We start from the raw sequence: 19,035 nt of genomic DNA, 5'->3' as shown, positions 1-19,035 counted from the left end.
ATACAACTAAATTTTTTGGAGGTATTATAAATTATGGATATCACTGCTTTTCTAAAACTACCTATGTTTGAAGATTTTAAACTTTTAGCTGGTGAATCAGGAATCACTAATAAAATTACTGGTGTAAATATTTTAGATAATCCTAAAGCGACAGATTGGTTGTCTCCAGGTGAATTAATTGTGACTTCTGGTTATTTTTTCAAAGAAAGTCCCGAAGCGCTCAGTCATTTTTTAAAAAGCTTTAGTCGTTTGAATATCGCAGCAGTCTGTATCAAACCAAAAATTTATTTAAATCCCCTTCCAAAAAAATTAATCGAATTATGCGATGAATTAGCCATTCCGTTAATTGAAATTCCTTATGGTGTTGCTTTTTCAAAAATCATGCACACAGTAATGAATTTACTTGCTGATTCAGCGAGTGAGACTGCCCAAATGGCATTGGATATTAATTCAAAATTTATGGAATACGGGTTGCAAGGTGAAGGTATTGATTATCTGAAACAGAAATTAGAAAGTTTTTTAGGGAACCCGCTTATTATCACCAATGCAGATTGGAGCCTTTTAGCAAATAAACCAGCCAGTGCCTTTTATCCCTATCTTAGACAGCAAAAATCGACGGCTTTTTTTAACCAAACTTTGCTTTCAAGTATTCCAACAAATGTATCTCAATTAAAACATCCAACACATTTTGTTTTTAAAGATGGTGTCAACGGCGTTTTATTACCGATATTTTTTAACGAAGTGACTTATGGCTATATTATTGTCTTACCTAACCAGCGCCCCCTTTCGCAAAAAGATTATATCGTTTTAGAAAATGCTTCGATTGCAATCGCATTAAAAATCGTTCATCAAGCTGAAAAAGAACGCATCAATAATAAAGTGCTACGTGATTTTTATCGAGAATTATTATTTGGTACGAAAACAATTGAAGAATTACGTTCGTTTGACATTGAATTCGACTATGATCTTGCATATGTTGTCTTCATCCTGTCCATTGAAACGCCAAGCAAAAGCAATGATTTGTTACAGCAAAAATACGACGAAGACTTGCTGATGCGAACCATTTTAAATGCTGTAAATCACTATCAAACAACCTCCCATTTTGATTTACATGTGTTTAAACAGGGACAACAAGTCATTGGTTTAGTAGGGCATCGCGATGAAGTAATGTCAAATGAAACTCAACAACATAAATTTTTCACTGAATTTCATCAGTATTTGCTCTCTTTTTTAGCCAACGATGCCCATGTAACTATCTTTATTGGCTCTGTGCAAAAACTTGCTGAATTAAATCAAAGTTATCAAGAAGCCAAACAAATGATTGCGTATCAAACACACACTCAGAATCGGTTATATTTTGCTAAAGAATTTTATTTAGAGAATTTTCTTTATCGACATATTAATCAGCCTGATGCTAACAATTTAATTGAACATTATTTATCTCCATTACTTACCTATGATTGTGAAACAGATAGTCATTTAATTGAGACATTGGATGTCTATTTGCAGCAACAGCAAAATTTAGCTGCAACGTCTCGTTTATTGTTCATTCATCGGAATACGCTGCTTTATCGTATCGAAAAAATCGAAAATTTATTGGGATGTTCACTGACTACACCAGCAACAGCGTTCAATCTAACATTTGCTTTAAAATTGTACAAACAGTATCCCAAAGCATAAAAAAACGAGGTGTAGTCACCTCGTTTTTCGTTTCAATAAATACCAACAAGTTACCACACTTGTAAAAGGTAATATTACTGCAACACCCACTCCCGACAATAAAATAATTGCGAGTTCATCAACAAATGCTTTTGAATGAATCATTTCTTGCCAAGGAATTTTTAAATCTTGATACCAAAAAATCAATGCTAAACTACTACTAATAAAAGCAAAAAGTAAGGTGTTAATTGTCGAATTCAAAATACTTTTCACGACAGCCATGCTTGATTGAAATAAACGGGAGAAATCGATGGTGCCTTCACGTCGATGATAAAGCTCTGTTGTCGCACTAGCAATTGCCATGCTTCCATCTATTAACGCACCAGAAACACCAATAAATAAAACGGAGACACTTAATTCAGAAAAACGAATTGGAATCTCCAAATTCATCACTGCTAATTCTTCCATTTCTTGTGCAGGAAAGCCATGAACAGCTAAGCTTTGGATCAACGGAATAAAAACAATGCCTAATACCACCAAAAATAGTAACATACTATAAAAAGCAGCTTTCGTTTTTTCATTCCAACCATTGACATACGCTAATGTAATCAAACTATTGCCTAAAATATATAATAAGCTTATAAGATAAACCGAAAATTCTTGATTTAAAAAGAAAATCAGCAATAAAAATAATAGTAAATTCATAAATAAGCCACTTAATACATAAAAAGAAGATTTCCCTATAATAACTCCCATACACAGGATAAATAAAATCAATAAAACACCTAAAACGCTCATTGAATTCTCCTCCTTCCAATTGCAAAGAAGAATAATGAAATCGGAATAGATAATAGAATACCAAAACCACCACATAATACGCGTACTGCTTCTAACGATAACAACATGTTGATTGTTTGGCCAAATGACCAGCCGTTAAATAAATACAATAAAATGACCGGAATCGCACTACTGAAATAAGAACAAATCAATACATTAATCATTGTGCCACTAATATCATTTCCAACGGTTTTTCCCGATTGTATTAATTGTTTGAGGGTCACTTTATTATTGCGTAATTCAATTTCCTCTAACGTTGAAATAACAGTGACTACCGTATCCAAGGATGCACCGATTGCGCCAATTAATAAACTTGCTAAGTAGATTGGACGATATGGTCTTGTCAATACACCCATATCTTCAAAACGTAGGCCTTTATCTTGTAATATCGCCATTGTAAAATAACAAATACCGAATGCCGTTAAAATAGTGACAATCGTCGCTACAAATTTTTGTAGACTATTTTTTTGAATCCCATCAATGAGAAATAAGGTAATCGCTACCGAAAAAAACATGTAAACCATTGTCATAGGAATCAACGAAAGCGATGCGTGCTCTCGATAGAACCAAATCGTGAAAAAAAGAGCACTACTATTTAACAATGCACTAATAAACGTTGTTAAACCAGTCTTACCTCCTACAAATAATAAAGTTAATAACAATAAACTAACCATAAAGAAAACAAAACCATCTCGCTTTTTTTCCACCACTTCATTACCTTGATAAAAAACTTGATTGCCTTTTTTTAAATGCACACTTTCAATTTCATTTTCTTGATAGGGAGAAACTAGTGCTATTTCCTTCCCCTTTGCTGCGCCATTCACGCCAATTGCTTGAATAAGTTGTTGATTATCTTTAATTTCTATTTTTTGTATTTTTGCTAAGGGTTGCTGATACCAATTTCCACTGTAGTTTTGAATGAATAAACTACCAAAAATGCAGATCAGCGTAGTTATTATTCCTAAAGTTATTTTTCGCTTCATGTCGACCTCCTTCTCCCCATTTTTAAGCATAAAACAAAATATGGATTTGAACAACCATTCAATTTTTTAAATTTTCATTATAATAGTCGTAGAATTTATCTAGAAAACACGTTGTCGATTCTTATTTCATTCGTTTCCAAAAAACTTTCATGCTATACTTACAAAAAAATAATTAGAAAGTTGAAGGTTTTCGTATGAAAAAAGTGATTCACACACATGGACTAGCTATTCTTGTTATTTTTCTAGTCTCCTTGATTCTTATTCTCCCACAATTGATTACAAAAGGTATGGTTTTAGGCTCAGATGCAGTGTTTCATTATAATCGTTTTTATGATGCCGCAATGCAAATGAAAGAAGGAAATTTTCAACATTTTATCTCAATGTATGGATTTCAACAATCCGGTCGTATCGTTAATGCGCTATACGGTCCCTTAATTGCTTACATCCAAGGGTTGTTAGTCTTAATTAGCCCTTCATGGTTTGGCTATCAAGTGGTCTCTCGATTCATGATTTTTGTACTTTCAGGCATTTCTATGTACACTTTTTTGAATAAAGCTCATATTCGCTCTTCACTGAGCTGCGCTGGGGCTATTTTTTATTTAACAACATTTTCAATTCAATATTGGACAATGCGTCAAGGATTTTCTAGTTGGGGCGCCGCCATTTTACCACTATGTTTAGTACCAATAGTCGATATGGCTGAAAAAAAAGAGTTTAATTGGTTAGAATTAGGCATTTTGACAGCTCTTATGTTTCAAACACATGTTTTTACAAGTCTAATTTTAATCTTAATTTATCTTCCATTTTTCTGCTATGCCTTTATTAAAAATCCGAAAAAAAGCCATCTACTAAAAAAATTGGCTTGTTCGATTGGTTTGTTCTTCTTGTTGACCTTAGCTATTTGGGTTAGCTTTTATATGATTTATAGTACGAATACTATTGCTGATCCATTTATTAATCAGCATATGAACCGTAGTGCGATTACTAGCAAGGGACGCTATTGGCTAACAACCCCCATCTTTTTAGTTGTATTACTATTTGGACAATTACTTACTAGTGTCTTATTATGGAAAAAATATCCACCATTCATTCGATTATGCAGTGGAACGATGTTATTTTTTCTCATCCTATCCACTAATATCGTTCCTTGGAATCAATTACAAGGAAAAGAGTTGCTGATAGTTGATTTAATTCAGTTTCCATTTCGTTTTTTCGTTCCAGTTACCATCTTTCTACTCTTATTAGCGTGCTACACTTTTCAATCTTACGGGAAGAAAAATTTATTTAGCATGGCTATTCTTACTACCATTTTAGCTTTCAGTCTTGGACAAGTGATGCTGAAAGCCCAAGAGCCAATGAATGAATGGAATACTGAAAAACGCATGGTGCAAACTGGAAGAAAGCATTTATTTATTCAAACAACGGACAAAAAAGAATTAAAAAAAGCTGTTCATTCTTCAGACTTTACAACGCTTTTGACATTGGTAGAAAAATCAACACCTGATTATTTACCAATTTATCAGCAAAATCATAAAAATAATTATCGCCAATATGAACAGCATATCCTAGCAATTAATCACCAGTTTAAAAAATATGTGAAGAATCATAAGCTTTATGTCGAGTGGAATGCCAATCAAGCTGCAAAAGTAAAAGTTCCTATTGTTAAATATGCACGAACGGAACTTACTTTAAATGGCAAAAAATTAACCGATAAAGATATCGTCTTAACTAAAATTGGGTCTATCACCGTCAAACAGCAAGTAGGGAAAAATAGGTTGTCCGTCACATTTAGAGGTAGTCAGCAAATTATCTTTCCAATTGTTTTTTCGATGTTTTCCTGGATTATTGCTTTGTATATTCTTTTTAAAACAAAAATAGGTGAGAAATCATTATGATTTCCCACCTATTTTTTATTATTGGCGAATCAAGTAATCAAACGCGCCTAAAGCTGCAGTTGCTCCAGCACCCATTGAAATAATAATTTGTTTATAGATACTATCTGTACAGTCTCCTGCAGCAAATACACCTTCTAAACTTGTCATTCCATGGTTGTCAACAATAATTTCGCCACGTTCATTTAAAGCTACCTCAGAATCACGTAACCAGGCAGTATTCGGAACTAATCCAATTTGGACAAAGACACCTTCTAAAGCTATATGGTGTTCTTCATTCGTATCACGATCAACATATGAAATACCATTGACTTGGTCGGTACCTGTAATTTCTTTCGTTGCTACGTTTTTAAGAACAGTCACGTTTGGTAAAGAATTTACACGATCTTGCAAGACTTGATCGGCTTTTAATTCTGGTAAAAATTCTAAAACATACACGTGTTTTGCTAAACCAGCTAAGTCAATTGCTGCTTCAATACCGGAATTCCCACCGCCAATTACAGCAACATCTTTTCCTGTAAATAAAGGACCATCACAGTGCGGGCAATTAGTTACACCTTTTGTACGGAATTCTTCTTCTCCTGGTACATTTACATTTCTCCAAGCAGCACCAACAGATAAGATGGCAGATTTTGCTTTAAGAACCGCCCCATTTTCTAGTTCAACTTCAATCAAATCGTTTTTACGGATTGATTTGGCACGTTGATTTTTCATGATGTCAACATTGTATTGATTCACATGTTCTTCAACTTGAGCCATTAAGCGAGGACCTTCTGTATAAGGTGTACCAATCATATTTTCAATCCCAACAGTATCCATGACTTGTCCACCATAAGTTTCAACAATCATTCCTGTATTAATACCTTTACGAGCAGCATAAATTGCTGAACTGTTTCCAGCAGGACCACCACCGACCACTAAAACATCAAATACGTCCTTATCTGCGAATTCATCCGCACTTGTTGGTCCAGCAGCTAATTCCACTAATTGTTCAATTGTCATACGACCACTAGCAAATTCCACATCATCTAAAAGAACAGTTGGAACTGCCATGATTTTTTTCGCTTCAACTTCCTCTTGGAACATGCCACCTTCAATCATCGTATGAGAAATGTTTGGATTCAATACAGACATGATATTCAATGCTTGAACCACATCCGGACAGTTATGACAAGTTAAGCTGACATATGTTTCAAAGTGTAATTTTTTATCAATTGCTTGAATACGTTTCGCAATCGTATCATCCACTTTTGGTGCACGGCCAGCTACTTGTAATAAAGCAAGGATAAACGAGGTAAATTCATGTCCTAGCGGCAAACCAGCAAACTCCACACGGCTTTCTTGTCCTGGTTGGGCTAAAGCAAAACTAGGCGTACGTGAAAGCGTCACTGCTTCAATGGATAATTTAGGAGACATATCAGCGATTTCTTCTAAAAATTCTTTAACTTTTGTTGAATTTTCATCGTCGCCTAGACTTGCTTTAAAAACAATATCTGATTCCAATAGTTCTAAATATTGCGCAAGTTGTCCTTTAATTTCGTTATCTAATGCCATAATACCCTCCTTAAATTTTACCTACTAAATCTAGGCTAGGTTTCAGCGTTTCTGCTCCTTCTTTCCATTTCGCAGGACAAACTTCGCCTGGATGTGTCCGAACATATTGCGCTGCACGAACTTTATCAATTAAGCTACTTGCGTCACGGCCAATGCCATCTGCGTTGATTTCTACGGCTTGAACAACACCATCTGGGTCAATCAAGAATGTACCACGTTGAGCTAAACCTTGCTCATCCAATACATCAAAACCTTTAGAAATAACATGTGATGGATCACCAATCATAATATATTCGATTTTACCAATCGCATCTGAATGATCATGCCAAGCTTTATGAGTAAAGTGTGTATCTGTTGAAACAGAATAAACTTCTACATCTAAGCTTTGTAAAGTTGCATATTGTTCTTGTAAATCTTCTAATTCAGTTGGGCATACAAACGTGAAGTCTGCTGGATAAAAACAGACAATATTCCATTTCCCTTTAAAATCTTCTGATGAAACTTCGATGAATTCACCTTTATGATAAGCATTTGCGTTAAATTCTACAATCTCTTTTCCGATTAATGACATGATACGTCCTCCAATTAGAATAATTATTTGAGAATACTCTCTATTAATAACTATATAGAAAGTCAGAAATAAGGTCAATGCTTTTGCTTAAATTATTTTGAATAATTCTAATCTAATAAAAAGTGTTTGATAATACTCATTTATCATCCTTATTATACTTAGTTTTCATGCTGTTTTTCATAAAATTTCTTATTGATAACAATTGTACAACTAAATACTAGCAGCATTTATTATTCTCAATTAACTTTATACATTCTCAATTAGCTAAGAATCAAATAAAAACTGGAAATCTTCATGATTTCCAGTTTTTTATTATTTATGTCTTTTAAATGTTTCGCTAACCAGGCTATAAAAAATCCCAGCAACTACAAAGATAATCCAACTACTCTCCCAGCCAGTAAGGTTAGACCAAAATAGATAGAACAAGAAGACCAGTGGCCAATAAAACTTTCTCATAGTAATCATCAACGGAGCAGCCGCACCATAAGAATGTTTTGTTGCACGAGGGCCAGGATGGTCTTCATCAGACACAAAATATTGTCCATTGGTCATTTTTTTAAAGCCGTTTCTGACAATACTAGTATAAATGATTAAGAAAGCTCCTACGCCTCCTGTAGCAAAGAAAGCACTAACCCCCAATTCTGCTGAGTAAACGATGCTTGCAAAAAAGAAAAGAGTTGGGATTGATAACACGCATAAACCAATTCCTAATGATAAGCCCATTCGAAAACTTTTATCATAATTCTCTAATTGGAAAAACGCTTCTTTATGCACATCTCTTGCTAAGGGTCGATCATCCAATTTTCGTTTTTCCCGAACGTATTTCATTGACCCCGAAATAATAAAACCAATCCCAACTGCTACCAAAATAGCAAAGCCGAAGAGACCTAGAAATGCAAAAATTTCTGAAAAACCTATAAACATAATTGACGCCATCGACAGCGCTAATAATAAAATACCTAATGATAATTCAAAAGCGAATCTTCTCGTAACCGCCCAAAAATCAAATGCTTCATCTAAAGTCACTGACTCCACATCATCATAGCTCTCATACTCTTCTTCTTGTTCCAATTCTAATTCTGCTAGAATTTCATCAATTGAGCCGAATTCACTAATGACTGCGCCAATTGCTTCATGTTCACTTTTTCCTTCTGCGATTAATTCATGATAGTGATCTTCCATAATTGCCAACAAATCTTCTTTGGCTTTTTTTGTTTCTGGTGTAATCGGTACTGTTAAGAATAAGCTATCTAAATATTCCTTAATAATTTTCATTTTCAGTTCCCCCTTCTAAAAACTCGTCTACTACGAATTTCGTTTGCTCCCACTCTTGCTGTTTCAAATCTAAAAAATTTTTTCCTTTTTCGGTAATACGATAATAGGTTCTTTTTTTTCCATGTGTTAATTCACCAGGATAAGCCTCAATAAATGCTTGTTTTCCCAAACGTGTGAACGCAGAATACAATGTCGTTTCTTTAATGACATATAAATCATTGCTTCTTGCACGAATCTGTTTAGAAATCGCATAACCGTAGGAATCTCCTTCTTTTAGAATGGATAAAATGATCACGTCATTGTATCCACGAATACCATCGCTTGTAATCATTTCATCCCTCCTTGCATTACTTCATCTGTCATAGTAATTATACCTCTAATTACTACGACAGGTAAAGTAAAATTAGCAAGTTGCAGAAATATCGGTCTAGAGTCGTAGATAGATTAGGCAGTCCTTGTTCGTTTTTACTAGTGGGGTGTTAGTTATTCCTTGTATGTGTTTATTGAGTTTTTTTATTATTTAAAATGCAATAATAGTTGTGCATAAATTTATTGCCGATATCCTTTTTAAATTTATTCAAGTTTACAAGTGACATAAAAAAAGAGTTGTGACTTTTTTATCACACTCTTCTTTTTCTAAAATTCGTTTATATATTAGCTATGCGTTTCTTTTATTGTATTGATGTGTAAGCTTATATTTAATGCTTTTTCAATTAAATTCGTTTCTTCCTCGCTTATTTTCCCAATTTTCCATTTCAATAAATCCTTATTCACTGTACGAATCTGCTCAAGCATAACATAACTCGTTTTTCTCAAACCTGAATTTACGGAATTAATTTTAACATGTGTTGGCAGTGGTTTATTTTTAGTCGTAAGAAAGGCTACAATAGTGGTCCCAGAGTGTATGTTTCCAATATCATTTTGCAATATGATTACTGGTCGAATACCATTTTGTTCTCCAGGTATCATTCTTTCTTTCAAATCAATATAGTAAATTTCTCCTCTTCTAATTGTTTTATTCATTTAATTTCTCCTTACATTTGATCGTTTATTAGCTAGTATTTCTAAATATAGCCTCGTGCCTGTATGATTTTATGGCCAATAACACGCCCTATGGCTTTTGCCGTAATATTAGATGATGGCAATAACATGAAATATAATGCATCTATAAAATTAATTTGATCTCCATCATACATTTTTGGTCCACTTCCGCCAACTAAGTCTGATGATTGAATGGTAAATGTTTCATATATATTTGATATATTTTTCAATATAATTAAACTAGTCATTAATTTAGTTAACGAGGCTTGTTGTAATAACTGACTTTCATTCAATCCGTAATAACCATATGTGGGCAGCTTATCAAGATTAGTCCAAAATAATGGATTATTAGGAAGTAACACACCTGCTAACGAAACTGCTGTGAATGTTTCTGTCGGGATATAATAATGAGGATTCTCCATTTTTTTAAGGATGACATCTAGCAATTTTTTTGTATCCTCATATCTCGAAGTCGTAGTACTAGATTTCATGACAATAGATACAAATGTAAAAGTACCGTCCTTAACTTGGGCTAAGATACTTGCATTGTTAACAGCAGCACCTAATGTACCTGACTTTCCTCCTAATAATAAATACGCGTTTTCTAATGCTGGGTTAGTTACAGTGGTCTTTACCTTAATAGTTCGAGGAGTTTCTCCTTTTATAGTAACGCTATATTTCTTAGCTCCCCAAATTTTCACTATTTGTTCTGATCCAACTGCTTGTAATGTCAAACGTAGCATATCTTGGGCATTAGATAATTGTCCTTTTCTAGATAAACCATTAGCATTTTGAAAAACTGTATCGTTCATCTTCCACAATTTGCATTTTTTATTCATTTCTTGAATAAACACTTGTTCAGCTTGAACGTCAGTAGCGGTAATTATCCGTTAATTAGTAATAGTATTTATTTTTTTATCGAACCTCTTTAATATCTCTGTATTGCTCATTGTAATTCCATTATTCATTAAGGGTAGTTTTAAATTATAAAAATCAGCTGCAGATGGTTCATTCCCTTCTCCGTAAATCTCCGTTAAATCAATTAGATATGCCTTTTTAGCGTAACCAGTTAAATTAGCCGCATTAATTGAGCCATAATACACACCTAAAGTATAGTTTTTTGTTGCTTTGAAACTGGTATATAAACACTCCCAACCAACTGTATTTCTATCTATGCTCAAGTTAATTGCATTGCTACTTACAAAGCGTCCATTTGCTTGTAATCCCATTCTTCCAGCAACATGATCAGTTACATGAACTTCAACTTGCATATAATAAACATGGTTCTGTTTCCACGAAGTCATTTGTACTAATTGATGGCTTCCCATACCTCGTGCCACTAAAATCGAATCATTTTCTTTTGTTTTGACAGTGGGTTTACCAGCATTTATAGTCCAACCAGTTAGCTCATTTTCTAATAATGGATTAATTAATACACTCTCAATTATTTTATTATAATTGTCTTTTTTTAAATTTAGGGTCATGATAGTTGCTCTCCTCTTGATTGAACTGTTTTAAAATTATTTAGATTATTATTTAATATGCAATAATAGTTGAAAATAATAAAAAATACCTAGGTTTTATATAATTTATAGCAAAAAAAATCCTATAAATAAAGTCTATAATAAATATATCAAATAATTTTAACAATTATAATGGAATAGCATTTAATTCGAATTCATATTTATTAATGACTTACTTTTTACAAAGCAAATTAAAACTGATTATCCGTGAAAAATAAATTTGCTTCCTTTTCTTCAAACCTCTATACTATTTTTAAAGAAATAAACAAGGAGGAAAACTATGAAATTAGAAGATGTATTAATTTTATTAGGGTTATTGGGTTGCATCTATGGAATTGTGTTGTTCATTCGATCGTTTTTCAAAAAAACACCGAAAAAACCGGGGATTCTTATTTTTATAGGTAGTTTTCTAATTATGTTGTCAGGTGGTGCCTTGATGAACACTTACGAGGAAAAAGAGAAAAATTCGAGGACAACATTTTCTCAAGAAAGTACGACTTTTTCTTTTTCTGAATCAACTTATAATGAACCAGTAAGTAGTGAACCAACATCTGATAATAATGTTTCTAGAGAATTTACAAATGCGTTAGAGAGTGCTAAAAATTATTTAAAATTTACTAATTTATCAAAAGAAGGATTATACAACCAATTAATTTTTGATAAATACCCAGAAGAAGCAGCAAAATATGCAACAGAAACCATTCAAGCTGATTGGAAAGAACATGCAATAGGCTCCGCTAATAACTACCTTACTTATTCTGCTTTTTCTCAAGAAAGTTTATCATCACAATTAACGTTTGATAAATATACCGAAGATGAAATACGTTATGCTTTAGAAAATATTGAAGTAAACTGGGAAGAACAAACCCTTCAATCTGCCAGACAATTACAATCCTTTACCCCACTTTCCAATCAAGCATTATACGATCAATTAATTTTTTCTGGTTTTACTGAAGAACAAGCTGATTATGCCTTAAAAAATTTATCTGAATAAAACGATACGCATGATCATAAAAAATATGGTCATGCGTATTTTATTTTTATATCTCGTATGCAATAATAGTTTTTAAAGATATTTACTTGCTTCTCGGATACTTAACGCAGATAATCCTTCACGATGCTCGTTGATAAATTTTTTCACCCATTCAGGATTTACTTTTGAATAATCTCGCAAACTCCAACCAATAGCTTTGTTGATAAAAAATTCAGATTGATTCAAGTTATTTTCCAAAATCAGTTGCAACAATTCTGTATCTGTTTCATGTTTTCGTAACAACTGATGATCAATGGCTATTCTTCTTAACCAAAAATCTTCAGATATACTCCATTGAATTAAAATTGCTTTGGTTTCTGGATAGTTGCTTGCTATTTCTCCCATTAATTTATCTAAGCCATCAATCGTATCCCACCAAGATTTAGTTTGAGCTAATTGTTGAATTGACGAAATATCTGCTGGAGTTAACTTTTTCTTGAGAACAGTCAAATAACCAATCGCAACATACTGCAATTCGCGATAAGGACAGGCCCAGCAGTCAAAAACAAACTTCCAGTCAATAGCTTGTCCTTTGGTTGCCTTATAAAAATCTTTGCAAATTAATTTGCGATCGGTTGCCGAAATACCTAAAAAAGTAAATTGATTGCGCATATATGCAGCCATTTTCTCAGCTTTTTTAGAATCAGCGACTTCTAATAATTGTTCTGCTATTTTTTCAAACATTACGCCACCATCTTTTCTTAGTAAAAATTTTCTTAGTAAAAATTTTCTTAGTAAAAAATTCTGCAACTATCCTAATTTTTATCGTAAATTCTTCATATTTTCTGGTTATATTTAATACATACCAAAACAACCCTAACACTTTTTCATTTTTCTCCTCCCGCTAATTCCCCATTAGCGGGTATTTTTTCGTTTATTTTTTAATCGTTCTTTTTGTTTCCGACGTCTTTCTTGAAATGCAAGTTCGCGTTGTAATTTTACATAATTCAACAACCGAGATTCTGCTAATTCCCCAGATTGAATCGCAGCTTTTACGGCACAGCCATTTTCTGATCCGTGACGACAATCATTAAACCGACAAGCAGCCGAAAGTTCAATAATATCTTGAAAGGTGCTATCTAATTCACTGTTTTCAAATAATTGGAATTCTCTCATTCCAGGAGTATCGATGATATAACCACCCGTTGGTAAAGAAATTAATTCTCGATGTGTGGTAGTATGTCGTCCTTTACTATCCTCTAATCGAATATCTGCAACAAGCATTTTTTCTGTCTGCAGTAGTCGATTCACTAAAGTTGATTTTCCAACACCAGATGAACCAACAAACGCTCCAGTTTTTCCAAACTTTAGGTAATCCGCAATCTTTTTAATCCCTTCATTCGTACCAAATCCCGTAACGATAATATTTGTTGTTAGTTCATACAGTGGAACTAAATAATAATCCAAAGTAGAACAACAATCGGCTTTCGTTAATATGACAACTATTTCGACATTCGTTTGTTTAGCTACGAAATAACGTTCTAATCGTCGTAAATTAAACTCATCATTCAAACTGGTCACAACAAATAAATAATCGATGTTGCTTGCGATTAGTTGCTCATCAGATTGACTCCCCGCAATCTTTCTAGAAAATTTTGATTTTCGTGGTTCTATTTGCTGAATCATTCCTTTTTGATAATCTAGCAATTGAAATTCAACCCAATCACCGACTGTTGGTAAACCTATTCCATCTTTTGTTTGTGCAAACAATTTCCCTGACAGTTGTGCCAACACTTCTTCTTTTTCTGTAAGTAATCGATAATAACTGCCATAGACAGCTATTACGCGACCACGTTGTATATTAGTTTCCATTCTTTTTCCACCTATTCTTTGTTTAATTGCAAATAAAAAACTCTATGACCCGCTAATTGCAAAATCATAGAGTACTTATTTTTAAACGTAGAATAATTGACAAATTATCGGTTTAAGAAAAAGTGTTTGCAATTTAGCTTCGGTTGATTATGTATATTTAACATTGCACGCACCTTCTCTCTAATTAATAGGATAAGAGTAACACAACTCTTACTTATTCTCAATTTTTTTTAGAGCGTTTTCAAAAAAAACAACTATAAAAAACTTCTAGTTCTTTTTAATCAAAGAATCTAGAAGTCTTTTTATTATTTTATTCTAAGGCTTTTTTCACGTCATCCAACATGATTTGTACAGACTCTAAACCAGAACCTGATAAATACCATACTTGTGGGTCCAACGCGATAACTTTGCCATTTTTACCAGCATTCGTTTCTTTAACCAAGTCATTATCGGCTACGTTATTTTGAGAAGTATCGCCACCGATTGCTTTTGTATGTTCAACAACAAAAATAACATCTGGATTTTTCTCTAATACATATTCCGTTGAGAACGATTCTCATTCTCCTGAATTAGTTTATTAAAAATTTAAAAATAAAAGAATTGCTGAAACAACAATTCTTTTATTTCTTTAACGTTTTATGACTCCTTCTAAAGCTAAATCATTTAGAAAATGTAATGGTGTCGATAGTTTGGGATTAAAATAAAAGTCCATCGTTACCAACTGATTCAATGTTGTTTCCATCGTAACTAAGGTTGACAAGGTATTAATAATTTCTAATGTTCGTTTAGAGTTTGTCATCAATTGTCCGCCCATTAATTGTTTTGTTTCCACGTCATAGACAAGTTTAATCGTTAATTCAAAACAGTCATCTAGTTGAAATAATGCTTCCTTAGTGAATGTTTTCGTAACTGATGCAACATCTAGTCCATAATAAGGTGCTTCTTCTTCATTAATGCCACAACTTGCCAAATACGTATCAAATAATTGACTGACAATCGTTCGTTGTACTTTTGGAAAAGGAATTTTTTCTTCTAATAAAATATTTGATGCTGCAATCATCCCTGTACGATAAGCATTCGTAACTAACGGGATATAAATAGGCATAGCTGAATGATTGAAGTAAACCGAAACTAAATCGCCGACTGCATAGATGAAAGGATCCGATGTTTCTAAAAATTCATTGGTGTCTATCGTACCATCCATATTAATATCTAAAATATCTGTTACTAATTCAACATTTGGACGAGGATTAATCGCATAAACTGCTGCTTCAACATCAACTGTTTGTCCATTTGCTAAGATGACTCCAGTGACCGCTTGATCTTCTGTCATTGTAATTTCCCGAACATCACTATTTAATAAAATATGAACATTTTCAGGAAGTTTCTGCAATAATTCATGCGTAATTTCTTCATCAAAATAGCGAAATAATACGCTATCCATCCGATCAATTAAATAAATTTCTTTATTGTATTTACTTAATGATTCAGCCAATTCAAACCCGATTAACCCTGCACCAATAATCGCAACTTTTTTAGCATCCATTAAGGTATCTAAGGCTGTTTTTGATTGCATTAATGTCTTAAAATTCGTCATTGTTGCTTCTGTTTCCGATGAAAAATCGGTATGATATTGACTAGAGCCCATCGCTAAAACCAAATAATCATAAGTTACTGTATCCGTTAAATGAATATTGCCATTATCTGTCGTAAAATCGACTGATTTGTTTTTTTCATCAATAGCAACCACGCGACTATTAATTAATACGTTAATTTGTTCTACCAATAATTGACTTGGCGTAACTGTCCGTGCATCTTCTAGCTTATCAATAAATCCTTCTAAATAAAGGTTTAGACTACTGCCAATGTACCCTAACACATTGGAACGCTCGATAATAACCACTTCAACCGTTTCATCAATTTTTTTCAAGTGTCTCGCTGCAGCAATTCCTGCATGCGAACCGCCAATAATTACCACTCGCAAAACTTCTCCACTCCTGTTCATAGCAATTCTTGAATCGCTTGTTTTAATCGATTAACTTCAAATAAAGAAACTCGTCCACTAAAAAGGTACAGTTCTTCATACGTATATTGTGAGACGTCCGTATACTCTGAAGCAATCAGTAACGAATATACGCGCTGTTTCGCTTTTTTCACTCTTACAGAGGGTACACTTGCTAAATGCTGTTGAATAAATTGATAGATTTCTTCTGATTGTAATGAATCATCCACAGCAATACCAACAAGTAATTCTTTTTGTTGTCTTCTCTGATAAATGTCTACTACCAATCCATATGCTTGATCTAACATGCGCCACTGCGAATTTGAAATATCTTTTGATAATTCGTCCTCAATAATCGACATACAGGCAGACATTTTGGTTGCATCATAATCAGATAATAATAATAAATCGTTTTCTTCAGTGTCGATCCATCCTTTTGAAAAAGCTATCTTAACATGCAGCTCAAGTAAAAAGACATCAAAGGAAGACACATCGCTATCTTCAACTATTTCTTGATAGATTTTTTTATTTAATGCTAAAAATTTAGCAATAAATGGTGATTGTGTTAACCATTTTTTATCTGAAGGCAGTAAATCTTCTGATAAAATGAAAAAATACAAATAGATTGATTCTTCATCTGATCCCTGGAAGGCAAAACGACTCAAATAACGAGCTAAGATATTTTTTAATTCTTGATAAAACACATCTTGTTCAATCGCATGAATAGTTTCCTTATCTAAGCGGTGCTTCTGTTCTCCACGATAATCAAAGCGACTATGCATAATTCCTAGCCATACCAACAATTTCCAATATTGCTCTTTTGTGAAAGCCAAATGGAAATGCTTTTCAATAACTTGTATCAAATTCTGGATGGTAGGATTACGAAACTTTTTTTGCAATTGCGTAAAAGGTATACTCGACCAAAAAAAGTAATAATAAAACACACGAATTTGAAGCTCATCGCCAACCATTTTCTTATTACGAAATTGAATCTCAAACTCCTCTAACTGCTGATTGATTGATTTCAACCTTCGAAATAAAGAAGCTTCACTTACTTGTAAATCAAGTGCCATTTTAGTGATAGACACTTTTTTATGTTGAAAAACAAATAATAGAATTTGATAATCTAAAGCTTGTTCTAAATAAGAATAAACGAATTTTTTTACAGAAAATTCATTGGCTAATTGCACACTTAAATATTCATTATCTAATCTCACGAGTTTCGATTCTTCATCGAATAATTCTAAGGCTGTTTCTAGTGATCGAATTTCTTTTTGTAATGTTGGCACAGAAACGTCTAATTCTTGTTCTAAATCCTTGATTCGTACTGCACCATCACTTTTTATTATCCGTTGAAAAATTGTCATTTGTACTTGTTGATGTTTATCCATCAACTCAGTTAATTTCATTGAATCACCTCAACTCTATTCAACTTCATTGTAACGATAGTAACCGTTTTTCATTTGCGCCACATAATTCTCTTTGCTCCAAACACCTCGTTTTTCTTCTTGTGCTTTTTGCTGAGCTGATAACAATTCATTTACGAAACTATCGCCACCTGCATTAACATAACGAACAATCCCTAGTCCATTTTCTAATAAAAGCTCTTGCAATGAATTTTCTCCGACATATACATAAGCTAAAAAGCGTCCATAATTATCCACGACTTCTCCCTTGTCAAAAACAAGAGAAATATTGTTATTTACTAATTGTTCTTTAGTAAACTCACTTGCTTCCTTGCCATAAGGTTGCACCGCTGTATCTTTTTTGACACTTTCAGGTGTATCAACCATTAATAAGCGTAATTTGTGTTCCACACCATCTTTTGTATAAAAAGCAAAAGTATCCCCATCCACACTACGTAAAGATGACACACTGATTTTTTCAAATCGTGGTGGGTTTTCTAAATCAATCTCGTCAATCGCCTGAACAGTTTCTTCAGCAATTGTAGTAGTTGTGGTTGTTTGTTCTTGTTTGGGCTCGTTTGTTTCCAAAAATTCACTTGGATTTAACCATTGCCATACTCCGACAATTACTACAATGAGTACGGTTAAAAAGCTGGTTATTTTTTTCTTCATTGTTGCAACTTCCTTTATATTTCGATTATCAACAACTCAAAAGTAATTGTTGTCTCATTGATTTTTTCTGTTGTTTCTTTAAATAAGTCATCGGCTAAGGTTTGAATTTTTGCAATTGGAAAATCAATAGAAAAGTAATCTACAAAAAATTCTTTCGAAATTTTTTCTTTCGACGTATAAGTGAACGTCTGGGTACAATGTGGTTTACTTAACCAAGTTTTGTACATTTCCATCCATTGCCATTCTTCATCAGGAGTTTCCAATAAAGAAAACATAGTATCCTTTTCTTCAATCACGCGTAGAAGACAAACATACTTATTTGCTATACGTATCATTTCTTTAAGTTCATTTGGCGTGGTAAGAGCCGGATTCATTGCAGAAAAGACAAGATCATAACTCTGTTTTGGGGTTTGCTTCAAAAATGATTCTTGATCATCATGAAGAAGACATAGATTAGGATAGTTGTATTTACTTTTTGTAATTTCTAGCATTTTTTCAGAAAAGTCTACTAGTGTATATTGCTCCACATGTTCAATTATTTCTGGAATATATTTGCCTACCCCACCCGCCAAATCCAAAAAAGTATGCGTAGGCAATATTTTTTTGGCTAATAAAAAACTAGACACATCTTTTTGAATGCTCACTTGCGATTCCTCTTGAATCTCAGCGTATTCTTCTGCAAAATCATCCCAAAATAGACGCGCCTCTTCTAAATTTCTCATCGTGACTCCTTTATAAAAATAAAAATATCCGAACTATATATGATTAGAATACT

General features: G+C 33.2%; 18 protein-coding genes and 1 pseudogene. 3 read left to right on the top strand and 16 right to left on the bottom strand.

Annotated elements, in window-relative coordinates:
* The first annotated feature begins 33 nt into the window (after window positions 1-33).
* Window positions 34-1,680: a PucR family transcriptional regulator gene (locus AC4BC7_RS03485; RefSeq protein ID WP_490503855.1), complete on the top strand. Its 1,647-nt coding sequence runs from the start codon at window positions 34-36 to the stop codon at window positions 1,678-1,680.
* A 15-nt stretch (window positions 1,681-1,695) separates the two neighbouring features.
* On the opposite strand, the gene AC4BC7_RS03480 is transcribed toward AC4BC7_RS03485, so the two are convergent.
* Window positions 1,696-2,457 carry a YibE/F family protein gene (locus tag AC4BC7_RS03480; RefSeq protein WP_490503854.1) on the bottom strand — a complete coding sequence of 254 codons (762 nt, stop codon included), beginning with the start codon at window positions 2,455-2,457 and terminating at the stop codon, window positions 1,696-1,698.
* On the bottom strand, window positions 2,454-3,479 hold the full coding sequence (locus AC4BC7_RS03475; protein ID WP_490503853.1) for a YibE/F family protein: 1,026 nt from the start codon (window positions 3,477-3,479) through the stop codon (window positions 2,454-2,456). The genes AC4BC7_RS03480 and AC4BC7_RS03475 overlap by 4 nt, the downstream gene beginning before the upstream one ends.
* Window positions 3,480-3,673: 194 nt before the next feature.
* Between AC4BC7_RS03475 and AC4BC7_RS03470 the strand changes: the two genes are divergently transcribed.
* The gene (locus AC4BC7_RS03470; protein ID WP_490503852.1) at window positions 3,674-5,374 is read left to right on the top strand and encodes a hypothetical protein; all 1,701 of its coding nucleotides are present in this window, start codon (window positions 3,674-3,676) and stop codon (window positions 5,372-5,374) included.
* Between the two features lie 18 nt (window positions 5,375-5,392).
* On the opposite strand, the gene ahpF is transcribed toward AC4BC7_RS03470, so the two are convergent.
* The 7 genes from ahpF to AC4BC7_RS03435 form a co-directional block, all read right to left on the bottom strand.
* Complete coding sequence (gene ahpF, locus AC4BC7_RS03465) at window positions 5,393-6,925, bottom strand: alkyl hydroperoxide reductase subunit F (RefSeq protein WP_490503851.1); 1,533 nt, start codon at window positions 6,923-6,925, stop codon at window positions 5,393-5,395.
* Between the two features lie 10 nt (window positions 6,926-6,935).
* Window positions 6,936-7,496: an alkyl hydroperoxide reductase subunit C gene (ahpC, locus tag AC4BC7_RS03460; protein WP_207940518.1), complete on the bottom strand. Its 561-nt coding sequence runs from the start codon at window positions 7,494-7,496 to the stop codon at window positions 6,936-6,938.
* A 312-nt stretch (window positions 7,497-7,808) separates the two neighbouring features.
* Window positions 7,809-8,771 carry a permease prefix domain 1-containing protein gene (locus AC4BC7_RS03455; protein ID WP_490503850.1) on the bottom strand — a complete coding sequence of 321 codons (963 nt, stop codon included), beginning with the start codon at window positions 8,769-8,771 and terminating at the stop codon, window positions 7,809-7,811.
* Entirely contained in the window at window positions 8,758-9,102 is a 345-nt protein-coding gene (locus AC4BC7_RS03450; RefSeq protein WP_207940516.1) for a PadR family transcriptional regulator, read from the bottom strand. The genes AC4BC7_RS03455 and AC4BC7_RS03450 overlap by 14 nt, the downstream gene beginning before the upstream one ends.
* 323 nt (window positions 9,103-9,425) lie before the next feature.
* Window positions 9,426-9,794 (bottom strand): type II toxin-antitoxin system PemK/MazF family toxin, encoded by a 369-nt coding sequence (locus tag AC4BC7_RS03445; protein WP_207940515.1) that lies wholly within the window; start codon window positions 9,792-9,794, stop codon window positions 9,426-9,428.
* A gap of 41 nt (window positions 9,795-9,835) precedes the next feature.
* Window positions 9,836-10,666 (bottom strand): serine hydrolase, encoded by an 831-nt coding sequence (locus AC4BC7_RS03440; protein WP_490503849.1) that lies wholly within the window; start codon window positions 10,664-10,666, stop codon window positions 9,836-9,838.
* Window positions 10,667-10,702: 36 nt separating this feature from the next.
* Window positions 10,703-11,296, bottom strand: coding sequence for a hypothetical protein (locus tag AC4BC7_RS03435; protein ID WP_490503848.1), 594 nt, complete (start codon window positions 11,294-11,296; stop codon window positions 10,703-10,705).
* A 319-nt stretch (window positions 11,297-11,615) separates the two neighbouring features.
* On the opposite strand from AC4BC7_RS03435, the gene AC4BC7_RS03430 reads away from it, so the two are divergent.
* A complete protein-coding gene (locus AC4BC7_RS03430; RefSeq protein WP_490503847.1) occupies window positions 11,616-12,329 on the top strand; it encodes an Ltp family lipoprotein in 714 nt (237 codons plus the stop codon).
* Window positions 12,330-12,401: 72 nt separating this feature from the next.
* Here AC4BC7_RS03430 and AC4BC7_RS03425 read toward each other — a convergent pair whose 3' ends face one another.
* From AC4BC7_RS03425 to AC4BC7_RS03395, 7 genes and pseudogenes are all read right to left on the bottom strand, one after another.
* Window positions 12,402-13,052, bottom strand: coding sequence for a DNA alkylation repair protein (locus AC4BC7_RS03425; RefSeq protein WP_490503846.1), 651 nt, complete (start codon window positions 13,050-13,052; stop codon window positions 12,402-12,404).
* Window positions 13,053-13,223: 171 nt separating this feature from the next.
* On the bottom strand, window positions 13,224-14,180 hold the full coding sequence (gene rsgA, locus AC4BC7_RS03420; RefSeq protein WP_490503845.1) for a ribosome small subunit-dependent GTPase A: 957 nt from the start codon (window positions 14,178-14,180) through the stop codon (window positions 13,224-13,226).
* Between the two features lie 310 nt (window positions 14,181-14,490).
* Window positions 14,491-14,736: pseudogene (locus AC4BC7_RS03415) on the bottom strand (ABC transporter substrate-binding protein); the annotation flags it as partial.
* A 72-nt stretch (window positions 14,737-14,808) separates the two neighbouring features.
* Window positions 14,809-16,158, bottom strand: coding sequence for an FAD-dependent oxidoreductase (locus tag AC4BC7_RS03410; RefSeq protein WP_339076399.1), 1,350 nt, complete (start codon window positions 16,156-16,158; stop codon window positions 14,809-14,811).
* Between the two features lie 23 nt (window positions 16,159-16,181).
* Window positions 16,182-17,591 (bottom strand): AcpB/EbpR/MafR family transcriptional regulator, encoded by a 1,410-nt coding sequence (locus AC4BC7_RS03405; RefSeq protein ID WP_243430435.1) that lies wholly within the window; start codon window positions 17,589-17,591, stop codon window positions 16,182-16,184.
* A gap of 15 nt (window positions 17,592-17,606) precedes the next feature.
* On the bottom strand, window positions 17,607-18,260 hold the full coding sequence (locus AC4BC7_RS03400; protein WP_490503844.1) for a thermonuclease family protein: 654 nt from the start codon (window positions 18,258-18,260) through the stop codon (window positions 17,607-17,609).
* 14 nt (window positions 18,261-18,274) lie between these two features.
* Entirely contained in the window at window positions 18,275-18,982 is a 708-nt protein-coding gene (locus tag AC4BC7_RS03395) for a methyltransferase domain-containing protein (protein ID WP_490503843.1), read from the bottom strand.
* Window positions 18,983-19,035: the final 53 nt, after the last annotated feature.

The sequence above is a fragment of the Enterococcus sp. AMC1623 genome, from assembly GCF_058216495.1.
Note: the sequence above shows the minus strand (reverse complement) of the source record. Positions and strands in the feature narration are given on the sequence as shown.

What these genes read in the sequence shown, in the direction of transcription:
- ahpF (WP_490503851.1), bottom strand. Translation starts at nt 6,925, where the DNA reads ATGGCATTAGATAACGAAATTAAAGGACAACTTGCGCAATATTTAGAA.
- AC4BC7_RS03400 (WP_490503844.1), bottom strand. Translation starts at nt 18,260, where the DNA reads ATGAAGAAAAAAATAACCAGCTTTTTAACCGTACTCATTGTAGTAATT.
- ahpC (WP_207940518.1), bottom strand. Translation starts at nt 7,496, where the DNA reads ATGTCATTAATCGGAAAAGAGATTGTAGAATTTAACGCAAATGCTTAT.
- AC4BC7_RS03475 (WP_490503853.1), bottom strand. Translation starts at nt 3,479, where the DNA reads ATGAAGCGAAAAATAACTTTAGGAATAATAACTACGCTGATCTGCATT.
- AC4BC7_RS03470 (WP_490503852.1), top strand. Translation starts at nt 3,674, where the DNA reads ATGAAAAAAGTGATTCACACACATGGACTAGCTATTCTTGTTATTTTT.
- AC4BC7_RS03405 (WP_243430435.1), bottom strand. Translation starts at nt 17,591, where the DNA reads ATGAAATTAACTGAGTTGATGGATAAACATCAACAAGTACAAATGACA.
- AC4BC7_RS03445 (WP_207940515.1), bottom strand. Translation starts at nt 9,794, where the DNA reads ATGAATAAAACAATTAGAAGAGGAGAAATTTACTATATTGATTTGAAA.
- AC4BC7_RS03450 (WP_207940516.1), bottom strand. Translation starts at nt 9,102, where the DNA reads ATGATTACAAGCGATGGTATTCGTGGATACAATGACGTGATCATTTTA.
- AC4BC7_RS03480 (WP_490503854.1), bottom strand. Translation starts at nt 2,457, where the DNA reads ATGAGCGTTTTAGGTGTTTTATTGATTTTATTTATCCTGTGTATGGGA.
- AC4BC7_RS03455 (WP_490503850.1), bottom strand. Translation starts at nt 8,771, where the DNA reads ATGAAAATTATTAAGGAATATTTAGATAGCTTATTCTTAACAGTACCG.
- AC4BC7_RS03425 (WP_490503846.1), bottom strand. Translation starts at nt 13,052, where the DNA reads ATGTTTGAAAAAATAGCAGAACAATTATTAGAAGTCGCTGATTCTAAA.
- AC4BC7_RS03485 (WP_490503855.1), top strand. Translation starts at nt 34, where the DNA reads ATGGATATCACTGCTTTTCTAAAACTACCTATGTTTGAAGATTTTAAA.
- AC4BC7_RS03435 (WP_490503848.1), bottom strand. Translation starts at nt 11,296, where the DNA reads ATGACCCTAAATTTAAAAAAAGACAATTATAATAAAATAATTGAGAGT.
- AC4BC7_RS03395 (WP_490503843.1), bottom strand. Translation starts at nt 18,982, where the DNA reads ATGAGAAATTTAGAAGAGGCGCGTCTATTTTGGGATGATTTTGCAGAA.
- AC4BC7_RS03430 (WP_490503847.1), top strand. Translation starts at nt 11,616, where the DNA reads ATGAAATTAGAAGATGTATTAATTTTATTAGGGTTATTGGGTTGCATC.
- rsgA (WP_490503845.1), bottom strand. Translation starts at nt 14,180, where the DNA reads ATGGAAACTAATATACAACGTGGTCGCGTAATAGCTGTCTATGGCAGT.